Below are 12,564 nucleotides of genomic sequence, written 5' to 3' on the forward strand. Positions count from 1 at the left end.
ACAAGTACGGCTGTCACCCCGGCGATGGCTGGCGCCCTTCTTGGCCCTTAAGACCCTAGCTTCCCTTCGTCACCACGAACCGCAAGGCGCCGTCGGCCTCGTCGGCGGCGCAGTCATGTCCGTTCCGTCGACAATGAAGCGGAATATCGATCTTCGCCATCGGGTCCGTGGCGAGGACCGTAATGGCGGTCCCGCTCACCACCTCCGCCAGCCGCTTTTCCAGCTTCAGTACGGGCAGGGGGCATTTCAGCCCCCTGGCGTCGATAGTTTGGCCGTCAGTTGCCAAGGACCAGCACCCAGTGCACACCATAGCTCGATGTCGGGTTATAAGCCACGGCAATGCCGGCCTTGGTCGCCGGTGCGGCAAGCCCCACGGCGTCGGCGGCATTGTTGCGCCAGCCCGAGAAGGTTTCCGCAAACGTGGCATAGCCGGCGCTCAGCTTCATCTGCGCCAGCGCTTGCGGCTTGGTCGGCGCCGTGCCGGTCTGGGCATACTGGTTGGCCAGCGCCTGTGCAGTGCCGTTAAGTCCGGCATCGGCCACCAGCGGCGGCATGTTGCGGGTGGCGCGATAGGCGTTGACGAGGCCGATGGCTTCCTGGCTGTTCAGGGTGGCATTGGGCTGGTCCATGCGCGCCGACAGGCCGGCCGACAGCGCGCCCGGCGATGCTGGCCCGCTGAAGGACGAGCATCCGGCCAGAATCACGGCGACGGCGCCTGCGGCCAGCATTGCATGGAGGTTCTTCATGTCATTCCTTTCGGTTCGCCGGGAAACTACCGCCACTATCACGGCCAGCCTTCCGCCATCTTAATGCCCGTGCGCCGCCGTCAATCGGGGCTTGCACGGTAAACTTCGACAACTGCATCTGTTTTGGGCCTATGCGACGCAACGAAAGCCTGCAAAAAAGGGCAGGATTGTGGGAGGCATGGCTGTTGGGGGAGAATAAGACCCGGATTGGGGAAGTGCGCGCCGCAACGGTGGCGGTTGCCATTCTGTCCATCTGCGTTGCGGCCTTTGCCTGCGTCTTCGCCTACTTCGTCTTTCAGGCCATCGGCCAGACGCGGACCCGCCTTGAGGAGCGCTCGCAGGCCGCCGCGCAGGTCGTCGCCACCAATGCCGGCTGGGTGGCGCAGGTGGCCAACCAGACGCTGCGGCGCGTCGATGCCGCGCTCGGCCCGACGCTGAGCAACGACAGTGAAGTTCTTCAGGCCGCTGTCGAGGGACTTCCCGGCAATATCGACGTCTACATCATCGATGCCGATGCCCACACGCTGTTTTCCACCGTGCCCGGCTCCGCAGCGGTCAACGTCGCGGATCGTGAATACTTCACGGCGCTCCGCGATGGTGCGTCGTCCTACACGTCGGGCCTCCTGGTCAGCCGCCTGACCAGCGAGCCGATCTTCGTTTTCTCGCGCCGCGTGAACCGCCAGGGCGATTTCGCCGGGGCGATCATGGTTTCATTCAGCGCCTCGCTGCTGCAATCTTTCCTCTCCAGCCTCGATCTCGAAGACGGTTCGACCGTGAGCCTGGTGCGGCGGGACGGGGCGCTGATGGCGCGCGCGCCCGCTGTCGGCGAGCCTGTGGACCTGTCCCAGCACCCGCTGATCACCCAGCACCTGCCGGCGGCCGAGGCGGGCACCTATTTCTCCGATGTGTCGCCGGTGGACGGCATATCGCGTGTCGTCAGCTATCGCGCCGTCCCGGGCACCGAAATCCTGGCCCTGGCCTCCATCGCCACCAACGAGACCTGGAATAGCCTGCGCGCAGCCATCATCTCGGTGCTCATTATCGCGGCGCCGATTCTGCTCGGCCTTGTCGGGGGGTGCATTTGGATTCTCCGGCTGCTGCGGCGCGACGCCCGTCGCCGTGCCGAACTCGAAGCCGCCAACGAAACCAATGTGCTGCTGTTCCGCGAGATTCATCACCGGGTGAAGAACAACCTGCAGTCGGTGCAGTCCCTTGTTCGAATGCAGGATATTCCGGCCGGCGCCAAGGCGGATCTGCAGAGCCGCCTCAGTGCCATGGCGGCCATGCACCAGCACATCTACCAGCACGACCGCTACGAGGACATCGACGCCCATGACCTGGTCCAGGTCGTGGTCGATGAGGTCATACATGCATATGGCGTCGATGTGCGCGTGGTTTACGACCTCGACCATGTGCCGGTGGATCGCGACCATGCCACGCCGCTTTCGCTGCTGCTGAGCGAGCTGGTCACCAATGCGTTGAAATACGCCTTCAACGATGGCCGGCGCGGCATCATCACCGTCACCCTGCGCGACAAGGGAGGCGGCCGCGCCCAACTTACCGTATCCGATAACGGTCCGGGCATGGGCGAGCCCGCCGATACGTCTGCCAGCATGGGACTTCGCCTGGTCCGTGGCGTGGTCTCGCAGATGGGTGGCACCTACCGCTTCAGATCCGAAGAGGGCACCCATTTTGAAGCCGACCTGGCCTTGGCGGTTGCCGGACATCCGACGCGACAGTGAACCGATGAGCCCATTTTGACCTTGTTCGCGCGCCGCGAATGGGGCAATGGGTAACCGGATTATTCAAGTCAAGTTATCATGCTGAAGCGGTTCTTCTCCTATTACGTCCCCTATAAGGGTCTTTTCGCGCTCGATTTCGGCAGTGCCGTGGTCGCCGGCCTGCTCGAGCTGGCCTTCCCCCTGGCAGTCGCCTACTTCATCGACACGCTGCTCCCCCAGGGCAATTTCAACCTCATTGTGCTGACCGGCATCGTGCTGCTCGTCATTTACTGCCTCACGGCGGCGCTGCGCGGCGTGGTCAATTATTTCGGCCACATGCTGGGCATCCATATCGAGACCGACATGCGGCGCCAGGTGTTCAATCACCTGCAGAAACTGAGCTTTCGCTTCTTCGACAACAACAAGACCGGCCACCTCATCACCCACGTGACCAAGGGCCTCGAAGACATCGGTGAAGTCGCCCATCACGGCCCCGAGGACCTGTTCCTCGCCATCATGACCTTCCTCGGCGCCTTTATCCTGATGTTCATGACTAACTGGCAATTGGCGGCCATCACCGTGACGCTGGTGCCCGTCATGACCTGGCTGGTCACCACCTACGGCGCCCGCATGAACCGCAACTGGCGCGAGCTCTATAGCCGCGTCGGCGACTTCAACACCCGCGTCGAAGATTCCATCGGCGGCGTTCGCGTCGTAAAAGCCTTTGCCAACGAGCCGCACGAGGAAAAGCTCTTCGCCGGCAATAACGAGGCCTACCGGACCACCAAGCTCCAGGCCTATGCGCTGATGACGGCCAGCAATGTCGTCACCTTCCTTTCGACGCGCCTCGTCCAGCTCGCCGTCATGTTGTTCGGCGCCTGGCTCGTGACCTCGGACCAGCTCAGCTATGGCGGTTTCGTCAGCTTCCTGTTGCTGGTCAACGTCTTCATGCGCCCCATCGACCAGATCACCGGCGTGCTGGAAATGTACCCCAAGGGCATTGCCGGCTTCAGCCGCTTCACCAAGCTCATGGACACTGAGCCCGACATCGCCGATCGCCCGGGCGCCAAGGTTGTCGATCACCTGCGCGGCGATATCGAGTTCCGCGACGTCGGCTTTGCCTACGAGCATGGGGGTCGCAAGGTCATCGATGGGCTGAGCCTCTCCGTGCGGGCAGGGGAGACGGTAGCCATTGTCGGACCCTCCGGCGCCGGCAAGACCACGCTCTGCGCGCTGCTTCCGCGCTTTTACGAAATCAGCGATGGCGCCATCAGCATCGACGGCATCGACATCCGCGACATGACCCAGGCGAGCCTCCGCAGTCAGATCGGCATCGTGCAGCAGGATGTCTTCCTGTTCGGCGGCACGCTGCGCGAGAACATCGCCTATGGCCGCCTCGGCGCCACCGACGAGGACATCCTCGCTGCCGCCCGCGCGGCCCGGCTCGACAGCGTCATCAAGCGCCTGCCGGATGGCCTCGACACGGTTGTGGGCGAACGCGGCGTCAAGCTATCGGGCGGGCAGAAGCAGCGTGTCGCCATTGCGCGCATCTTCCTCAAGAACCCGCCCATCCTGGTGCTCGACGAGGCCACCTCCGCCCTCGACACCGCCACCGAGCTGGCGATCCAGCAGTCGCTGACCGAGTTGTCGCGTGGCCGCACCACTCTGGTCATCGCCCATCGTCTGGCCACCATCCAGCATGCCGACCGCATCGTCGTCGTCGACGAAACCGGCATTGTCGAACAGGGGCCGCACGATGAGCTACTGGCCCGCAACGGCGCCTATGCCCATCTCCATTCGGCCCAGTTCGGCGGTCTCGCCACACCGAGGACTTCAGCATGAGCAAGATCTTCTACGATGCCACCGTCCTCGCCACCCGCTACCTGACGCCGGGCATGATGCGGCTCACCTTTGGCGGCGAGGGCTTGGCCGGTTATCCCGGCACCGGCATTGCTGACGAATACATGCGCTTCTTCTTTCCCAACGAGGAAACCGGACGCCTGCATCTGCCCCATATCGACGAGAATGGCCGCTGGACCTATCCCGATGGCGGTCAGGAGGCCATCCGCTGCTCGACCTACACCGTGCGCGCCCATCGCCCCGAGGCCAATGAACTCGACATCGACTTCGTCGTGCACGAGGGCGGGCTTGCCAGCGAATGGGCGCAGAAGGCCCGGCCCGGCGACCGCATCACCGTCAATCGCCCCCGCGGCATCTGTGCCCGTCCCGAGGACACAACTTGGCAATTGCTGGTCTGCGACGCGACCGGCATTCCGGCGCTGTCCCGTCTCCTAGAGCAATCGCCGAAAAACCTGCAGACCCGTGTATTTGTCGAGGTTGCCGCGCCCGAGCATGAGCAGCCCTTGCCGCATCACGACTTCGCCACCGTCACCTGGCTGCATCGCAGTGGCAATGGTGTAGCGCCCAGCCGCATGGCCGATGTCATCAAGGCCATGCCGCTGTCTCCCACGCCGGGCTACATCTGGGTCGCCGGCGAACAGCGTACCGTGCGCGCCATCCGCAAGTTCGTCCGCCAGGAGCTGAAGCTCCCAACCGATCGCTACGAGCTCGTCTCCTACTGGACCAATGAGAGCGAAGCCTGGGAAGCACGCTGGAAAGAGGTGCCGCAGGAGGTCAAGGACGCCATCGACGCCTCCTGGTCCTCCGGCCGCGACGTCGAGGAACTGCGCGACGAATACTACGCCACGCTGGAAAAATACGGCCTCTGAAAGCGGTCCGCTTGTCTGGCGACGGGCCCCGCGCTACCAGCGATCCATGAGAAAAATCGGATTTCTGGGCGCCATGAACCGCGATGTGGTGGTGGAGCAGCCGACGGCTGACCTGCTGCCTTTGCTCGGCGCCGAGGCGACCCCGCTGGTCGAAACGCCGGTCTCCGACGCCGTGGCCCAGCGCGGCAGCGCGCTTCTCGAGGGCAGGGGCGCCGCCACCTGGCTCGGCGGCTCTGCCTTCAACGTTGCTCGCGTCGTGGCGCTGCTCAATCGCGACCGGGCCTTCGACCTCGCCTTCTTTGGCATTGCCGGTTCCGTGGCCGGCACTCAGCCGCATCTCGCCACGCTGGTGGAATGGGCCGTCGACACCGGCTCAGTCGCCGTCTCACCGCTGCCGCCCGCCACGTGCCTCGCCATGGTCGAACCATCGGGCCGCACTCTGCTGACGGCTCTCGGCGCCAACGCCGGCATCGCCGCCTGGCTCACCGCAAACCGCGACCAACTCGCCAAAGCGATAGCCGGACGAGACCTCGTCCATGTCACCTCCTTCCTCGATCCCGAGGCCCCCGGCCTCATCGCAGGCATTCTCGCGACCGCTCGCAGCTTCAATCCATCGCTGATGGTTTCCCTCGATCCCGGCATGGCCTGGATCGCGCCGGGCGGGCAGGGGCTTTCCCCGCTCCTCCGCCAGACCAATATTCTTCATCTCAATGCCGAGGAATTTGCCCTGCTGGGTGGTTCGGAGTCGGTTCCGGGCCTGCTGGACCGCCTCACCCCGGGGGCGAAGATCGTGGCCCGCACCCATGCCGGCGCGACGGTCTTTTCGGCCTCCGGCGCCGAGTCACTGCCCGAACGCGCCCCGGCACAGGACTTCCTCGCTGTCGACCCCAATGGCGCCGGCGATACCTTCTGCGGCGGTTTCCTCAGCGCCTACGCGGAAAACCCCGACGAGCCCCTCCGGGCCGCCGGTCTCGGCTTTGCCCTCGCCCGAAAAAAGGTCGGAATCAAAGGTCCGCTCACGGCGTCCGAGGCGGATATCGTAATGTCACGGTTGGAAAACTGGTGATCCCGACTGGATTCGAACCAGTGGCCTCAGGATTAGGAAATCCGTGTTACAGCCAATTCTGGGGCATTCGGCGGCATCGATCTGTAGCGTAGATCGCCAAACTTCTCTTTTCTGTTAACGACATAGCGCGACGGCCCTTGAAAACGCGAGCGGTGGCTGATTTGCTGGAAGTCGCCCCAATGTCGCCCCAGTCGGCCATTGGGGCGAGCAGAGGTCGCCCCAGCATGCCAGTCACGATCACCGCCACCACCATCGCCAAGGCCAAGTCCGACAGCGGCCCCGGCTGCCGCCGGCACGATATCGTCGATGCCCGGAGCCGTGGGCTGTCGCTCCGCGTCTCGGCGACGGGCGTCCAATGGTCGTTGCGCTATCAGATGGGTGGCAAGGACAAGCGGTTGGCGTTAGGCGACGTGGATCTGTGGACCATCGCTGAGGCGAGGTCGATCGTCGATCGCGCCCAGCTGATGCTCCGCGACAAGATGGGCGTCCCCGACGAGGCTTGGCTGGATCGGATGCGTTCGGCCATGGGCAAGGCCGAGGCGGTGACATTGGCCGCGCCGGATCCGGCACCGCGGCAAGTCTTTGCTTGGACCTTCGCCGAGGGCCGCGAAAAGTTCCTCGCGGAGGTCCACCGCACCCGTCGCCATGACACGTGGAAAGACTACAGCTGGAAGCTCTGCGGTGAGGACCTCAAGGACCTCGATGGCACACCGCTTCCGCTGATCACGCGACAGCAGTTGGCAGGCATACTCGGCGACATTCACCGATCCGGTCGCGAGACCCATGCCCAAAACACGCAGAGGGTCCTGAGCAGGTTCTGGAATTGGTTGGCCGAGGATGGCCAAGCCGCCAAGAGCGGCGTGCAGCCGGGGATCATGCACGGCCTGAAAGCCCCGGAGCCGTCGCTGATCGAAGACGACACGGACCCAGAGGATCCGTTCGGTCCCGGTTACGTGCCGCCGATGACCGAGATCGGCAGGATCGTGGCGATCGCCCGGTCAGGCGCGGTGCATGACACCGTAGCCGCGGCCTTGGAATTGATGTGCTGGACCGTGCAGCGTCGGCGAACGGTCGTCGAAGCCCGCCGGCAGGATTTCGAGGCGCTCGGTGAAGGGCAGGGTGGTCTGTGGCATATCCCGCCGCGGTCGATGAAGAGCCGCTCGAAGAAGGCGAAGCGCCGACCGCACACGATCCCGCTGCCGCCGGTCGCGTGGGCGGTGGTGCAGCGCATGCTCGACGTCGAGACCGATTCCGCCTGGCTGTTCCCCCAGATCCGCGCGCGTCGGCAGGGCGAGGAGCTGACGCATATCAATCCGAGCACACTCACTCATATGTTGGGCTGGCTGCCCGGCGTCCACGCCTCGCCTCACGACGTCAGGCGTGCGTTCGCGACGCATGGCGAGACGACGCTCGGCCTGCTGCGGACGGACACTGCCGCTATCCTCGACCACAACCCGGACGCCAGAGACGTGACTGGTGCTCACTATGCGTTGCACAATGGCACGCACAGGACGTGGCCGATCATGCAAGCATGGTGCAGCGCTGTCGAAGCCGAGATCGCCGGCGCTGCGGCCAGGCTGGAATCGGCGGTAGCGATCAAGGCGGCGGTCACGGCGGCGCGCAAGAATGGTGGCGGCAGGGTGCTGCTGGCAGCGGAATGAGAAAGGGCCCCGTGGGGCCCCAGCTCATTCGTCGGCAGTCGGGTGGCACCATTCGCAGTCCGGGTCAGTGCAGTCTTCCAAGCTCGCAATTTCATCAAGAGCAAAGGAGAAGTCTTCAACGACTGGATCATCGACGTGGGACGTGATTGATGAAACTGTCGTGTGCAACTGAACGGTGGCGAAACACTTCCCAGCCGGTGCTATCAGCTCAAGCGTCCGACAGGACTGATATCTGTTCTCCGGCGTGTAGTCGACGGTGACGCCGGCCTTCTTCGCGGCCCTTCGGACTTGAGCTAGCGTGACAGTCACTTCAGACGTTCCTTTCTTCTGAATTTTCGTCGACCTCTTTCCAAACGATGCCCGGAATTCCGGGTCGTTTCATTCCGATCGACACGCGGTCGAGTGAAATCCAGATGCCCTCGTCCTCGACGTTGTGCTCATCGACGAACTTCATCGCTGCGGCTCGATCGCTGCCGCGATGCTCCCAGACTTCCTTCTTACCCGTCGTTTTCCAACGGCCGTCATGAAGCCGGAAGCGGCGGGCGATGACGAAATATTCCGGCATGGGTTTGGGTTTCCTCCCACGCTTCTGCGGAGCCGGCGCGCCTTCGATCCACTCCGGGGGCACGCCATGCCTGTCGAACATGATCGCCAGCCTGCCCAGCCATGGCGGGATTTTCCTCTCGCCGCTTTCGTATTTGCGGATCGTGCCCGACGCGGTCACGTCGCGACCTTCGTAGCCGAAGGCCCGACCCAGGGCCGTCGTGGACAGCCCTAGGCGATGACGGATTTCTTGCAGTTCGGCCCCAGTCATGCTGTCTCCCTCTCGAACAGCACGAATTCTGCTTCCCGTCCGTCCATGTCGATCGCGATGGAACGTCCCATTTCATCAGTCAGAAAGACGCCGCGGAAACCGGCGACCTTCGCTGCGCGAGGACCCATAATCTGAAGCAACCACGCCGTATCGGAATCGACTTCGAAATTGCTGCGTTCGAAATCGCGTGTTTCGCGGAAATCTGAATAGCTTTCGAAGTCGTCGCTATCGAGCGTGTAGTCGACGAGGGTCTCGTCATATTGAAGGGTCTGATCAATCAGACCTTCGGCAATCTCGTCGTCGATGTTGAGGCCGTGCTGTTTCTTGATCAGCGCCTTCACTTCGCCGACTAATCCACGCATGTTGTCGTTCTCTTCGTAGCTCAGAACGTGCTCCACATCGATGATCTGATCCTCATCTGCTTCGACAGTGAAAACTCTGTCTCCGCGGACCAACTGAACATAGTCCGTGAAGAAGACGAACTCGTCAAAGTAAGGGTGGCTGCCAACTTCGGGGGCAGTGTTAGCGGAGTGGAACAGCTTGATCATCGGTCGGTCTCCGTCTCATCGACCGCTTGTTCACCGCCGATGACAACAATATGAAGTCCGCATATGCGAACATCAATACCGCCACCGCCAAAAATCGACGTCGCAATGCATTATGTCCAGAACGCATGTAAAATCAGTGTGTTAGAGACCGTGCCTTTTGCCGGCGATCAGGTCCGTAAAATGCCATCTAACTTTTCCCCGGACAGCCGCTCCATTCCAGGCTAGCTAATGTCGCAGGTCGCCTTCGTCGCGACCGCGTATCCCCGGGCCCAGCCCTGCAGATGCAGGAGTGCCACGGGGCAGGGTGCCGGAATCGGCCCACGACACTTCCCATCATGACATCGAAGGACAAGACTGGCGCCTCGGACGGCGCTCGCGAGCACTATGCAGCTCGCAAGAAGAGCCACGACGTATTCATTTCGGGCACCCGGCCAGACGTCGACGATCTATTGTCGGGCGCGCCATTCATGGGCGGCGACATCCGCATCGATGCCCGGTCATGGTGCCAGCACATGCTTAGCAACGCTGGCGACCTGCGAAGCTATCAGTCCATGGTGAAGGCTGCCGGTTGCAGCGTGAATTTTGGCCGAGCTCTGCGGGCTCTGCGTGACAGCGTGAGCCTGCAGACGATCAAGCCGGTCGAGCAGGCAGCGCGATCAGTCCAGGACGACGACGCGGTCACGCGCATGCTCGTCTACAGAGCCTGCTTGCGCGATGAGGCCGCACGCAACGAGCTATCGAAGATCGCCGCTTCTCAGCAGTACGGCGACAGCGGTTTCACGCAAGCGCAGCGATACGCTGTCTCGATCGGCCTGGTGCATAGCTACAGCCGCCAGTCGATGTTTGAATATCACTCGCGCGGTCGGCACTGGATCGCCAGCCAAGCCGCAGTGCTTGAAGACATCCGTCTCGCCGCCGCCGAAGCTGAGGCAGCAGCAAAGGCAAAGGTCGCCGAGCCTGCCGACCGTGGGCGGCTCGAGGTTCTCGCTGCAGTTCGCGGCGTCGACCCCGACGACGAGGATTTCATTCGTGCCGTCATGGAGGTCCGGGCCGAGTTCTGGTCCCCGAATGTCCGCGAAATCGTTGTCGTGCCAGCCTTCCCCGAGGGCGGCACAGGGCATCGGAAGGACCTGCAAAAGGGCTGGGCCGGCATGGACGGCCAGCCGCTGCCGGTCGTGCTGCGCGGCGACGTGGCCTCTCATCGCCGCTCGCTGGTCGAGCGCTGGCCACACGCCGCTGATGTCATCGACGTTGTGCTTGGCGATCTTGCCGTCCGCGAGGAGGTCAAATTTCGCCCGACGCTTTTCGTTGGACCTCCGGGTTCCGGCAAGAGCTCATTGGCGCGGGCGATCTGCGACCAGATTGGTCTGCCTTCGGATCTCTACAATCTGGCCGGCATTGCCGATTCCTCGCTCGTCGGCACCAGTGCACAATGGAGCACGGCTCGGGAGTGTGTGCCGCTCCAAGTCATCAAGCGGTCGAAGAGCGCGTCAGTTGGCGTTATCTGGGACGAAGTCGAGAAGGCCAGCACCGGCAGTCAAAATGGCAGCCCGCTCGATGCCATGCTGCCCCTGCTCGAAGCCGATCAAGCCAAGCGCTTCCGCGACCTCGCGTTGGAGGCCGAAGTCGATCTGAGCTTCGTCAGCCACTTCGGCACGGCGAATACGATCGATGGCATCCCCGCGCCGCTGCGCGACCGCATGAGGATTCTGGTGATGCCGGAACCAACGTGGGAGCACCTCGGCACGCTGTCGCGCCAGATCGTGCAGCGGATCGCGCGCGAGCGGGGCGTCGATGCCAGGTGGTTCGCGGATCTCGCCGAGGACGAAATGGACCTCGTTCGGCAGGCGTGGCCCGGCGGGTCGATCCGTCAGTTAACACGCATCGTCACCACGCTGATTGATGGGCGCGATCACCTGATCGGCAGGTGCTGACATGGTGATCCGTGAAAGCGATCGCCGACTCGCTGTCGGCGCTTACCGCGTTGCCGTTGGCATGATCCGTCAACGTGACCCTGCTGTGGCCGATCTGGCCGCGGCGGCGCTGGAGCATCCGACGCCGATGACCGTCCGCGCCTTGCTCACAGCCGGTGCCGGAAAGCCTTGGCTGCAGATGCTGCTGGAAGCTTTGGCACAGGTGGGGATCGCCGGCGCCGAAGACGTACTGAAGGGAGAACAGGAATGAACTACGGCGACATCATTGAGAGAAACAGCGCCCGCTGCCTCGACTGTAACACCGAGATCGTCAGCGTTCACAGGCACGATTTCAAGTTTTGCCGCTGCGGCAGCATCGCAGTCGATGGGGGCGATGAATACCTGCGCCGCGTCTACAAGAAGGAGGCGCGGTGGGAGGACACGTCGATCACGCGTCCGAGGGGAGACGGCGAATGAAACTCTGGGTCGTCTCTGACTTGCACTGCGATCACTATCCCTGGACGCCGGCGCAGGTACCCGGGCACGACGTCATGATCATCGCCGGCGACGTGTCCAATGGCCCGCTGCCGGCGCAGCGCGAGCTGTTCAGGATTGGCCAGCACACGTCTGCGCCGATCATTTTCGTCCCGGGGAATCACGATCTGTTCGGCGTGCCGCTCAATGGCATCGTCGGCAACAAACGGCTGGAGCGTGACGGAATCCACATCTTGCCGGCCGGCCAGAGCGTCGTCATCGGCGGCGCTCGATTCATCGGCGCCACGCTGTGGACGGACTTCACGCTGGCAGACGACGTGTACGGCTCGGAAGCATGGGCAGCGCAGCAAATGCCGGACTATGCGAAAATCCGTCGTGACGACGGTACGCTGATCTGGCCAGCCGACACCAGCGCCGCCCACCGCCAGCACCGCGCGGCGATCGAGGGTGTACTGTTACAGCCGTTCGCCGGCCCCACGGTCGTCATCACGCATCACGCGCCGTCGCGCCGATCAATCGCTGGCGCGGTCGACACCCCCGACGCCGCCTTTGCCAGCGATCTCGAGGGAATGATCCATAAACACCAGCCAGAGCTCTGGGTGCATGGGCACGTGCACCAGCATCATGACTATCACATTAGAAACACTCGAATAATCGCGAACCCGCGGGGGTATCAGGGCGACGAATGGGTTGAGGACAGCGGCTTCGTCGAGGATTTTGTCGTCGAAGTATGAGGGGTAGCGCTTTGAAATTGTTAGCTAATTCGGGATGCTGGCGATTTGCAGATCATGATGATCTGCTGGCAGGTCGTGGGCAGGTTGCTGACAGGTGGCGTCATCACTTGCGTGTATGCAGGCAGAAACCCTCTGGA

At 63.1% G+C, this 12,564-nt stretch carries 13 protein-coding genes; 9 read left to right on the top strand and 4 right to left on the bottom strand.

Annotated elements, in window-relative coordinates; translation table 11 throughout:
- Positions 1–55: 55 nt before the first annotated feature.
- On the bottom strand, positions 56–286 hold the full coding sequence (locus JEQ47_RS12705) for a sulfurtransferase TusA family protein (protein ID WP_236020790.1): 231 nt from the start codon (positions 284–286) through the stop codon (positions 56–58).
- Entirely contained in the window at positions 276–746 is a 471-nt protein-coding gene (locus JEQ47_RS12710) for a CAP domain-containing protein (protein ID WP_198876751.1), read from the bottom strand. The genes JEQ47_RS12705 and JEQ47_RS12710 overlap by 11 nt, the downstream gene beginning before the upstream one ends.
- Positions 747–961: 215 nt before the next feature.
- Between JEQ47_RS12710 and JEQ47_RS12715 the strand changes: the two genes are divergently transcribed.
- The 5 genes from JEQ47_RS12715 (at position 962) to JEQ47_RS12735 (ending at position 7,923) form a co-directional block, all read left to right on the top strand.
- A complete protein-coding gene (locus JEQ47_RS12715; protein WP_198876752.1) occupies positions 962–2,488 on the top strand; it encodes a sensor histidine kinase in 1,527 nt (508 codons plus the stop codon).
- 78 nt (positions 2,489–2,566) lie between these two features.
- A complete protein-coding gene (locus JEQ47_RS12720; protein WP_198876753.1) occupies positions 2,567–4,309 on the top strand; it encodes an ABC transporter ATP-binding protein in 1,743 nt (580 codons plus the stop codon).
- Positions 4,306–5,196, top strand: coding sequence for a siderophore-interacting protein (locus tag JEQ47_RS12725; RefSeq protein WP_198876754.1), 891 nt, complete (start codon positions 4,306–4,308; stop codon positions 5,194–5,196). Before JEQ47_RS12720 ends, JEQ47_RS12725 begins: the two co-directional genes overlap by 4 nt.
- A gap of 46 nt (positions 5,197–5,242) precedes the next feature.
- Positions 5,243–6,262, top strand: coding sequence for a carbohydrate kinase family protein (locus tag JEQ47_RS12730; RefSeq protein WP_198876755.1), 1,020 nt, complete (start codon positions 5,243–5,245; stop codon positions 6,260–6,262).
- A gap of 224 nt (positions 6,263–6,486) precedes the next feature.
- Entirely contained in the window at positions 6,487–7,923 is a 1,437-nt protein-coding gene (locus JEQ47_RS12735) for a tyrosine-type recombinase/integrase (protein WP_198876756.1), read from the top strand.
- Positions 7,924–8,233: 310 nt separating this feature from the next.
- Here the strand turns inward: JEQ47_RS12735 and JEQ47_RS12740 are convergent, their stop codons facing one another.
- Both JEQ47_RS12740 and JEQ47_RS12745 read right to left on the bottom strand, forming a co-directional pair.
- Positions 8,234–8,737, bottom strand: a complete 504-nt coding sequence (locus tag JEQ47_RS12740; protein ID WP_198876757.1) for a hypothetical protein — start codon at positions 8,735–8,737, stop codon at positions 8,234–8,236.
- Positions 8,734–9,285 (bottom strand): AcrIF11 family anti-CRISPR ADP-ribosyltransferase, encoded by a 552-nt coding sequence (locus JEQ47_RS12745; protein ID WP_198876758.1) that lies wholly within the window; start codon positions 9,283–9,285, stop codon positions 8,734–8,736. Before JEQ47_RS12745 ends, JEQ47_RS12740 begins: the two co-directional genes overlap by 4 nt.
- A gap of 335 nt (positions 9,286–9,620) precedes the next feature.
- On the opposite strand from JEQ47_RS12745, the gene JEQ47_RS12750 reads away from it, so the two are divergent.
- The 4 genes from JEQ47_RS12750 to JEQ47_RS12765 are packed head-to-tail and all read left to right on the top strand — an operon-like array spanning position 9,621 to position 12,427.
- Positions 9,621–11,219, top strand: a complete 1,599-nt coding sequence (locus JEQ47_RS12750) for an AAA family ATPase (RefSeq protein ID WP_198876759.1) — start codon at positions 9,621–9,623, stop codon at positions 11,217–11,219.
- Between the two features lies 1 nt (position 11,220).
- Positions 11,221–11,469 carry a hypothetical protein gene (locus JEQ47_RS12755; protein ID WP_198876760.1) on the top strand — a complete coding sequence of 83 codons (249 nt, stop codon included), beginning with the start codon at positions 11,221–11,223 and terminating at the stop codon, positions 11,467–11,469.
- The gene (locus tag JEQ47_RS12760; protein WP_198876761.1) at positions 11,466–11,675 is read left to right on the top strand and encodes a DUF7695 domain-containing protein; all 210 of its coding nucleotides are present in this window, start codon (positions 11,466–11,468) and stop codon (positions 11,673–11,675) included. Before JEQ47_RS12755 ends, JEQ47_RS12760 begins: the two co-directional genes overlap by 4 nt.
- Complete coding sequence (locus JEQ47_RS12765) at positions 11,672–12,427, top strand: metallophosphoesterase (protein ID WP_198876762.1); 756 nt, start codon at positions 11,672–11,674, stop codon at positions 12,425–12,427. Before JEQ47_RS12760 ends, JEQ47_RS12765 begins: the two co-directional genes overlap by 4 nt.
- Positions 12,428–12,564: the final 137 nt, after the last annotated feature.

It is taken from the genome of Devosia sediminis (genome assembly GCF_016411825.1).
In the GTDB taxonomy this organism is placed as follows: Bacteria; Pseudomonadota; Alphaproteobacteria; order Rhizobiales; family Devosiaceae; genus Devosia; species Devosia sediminis.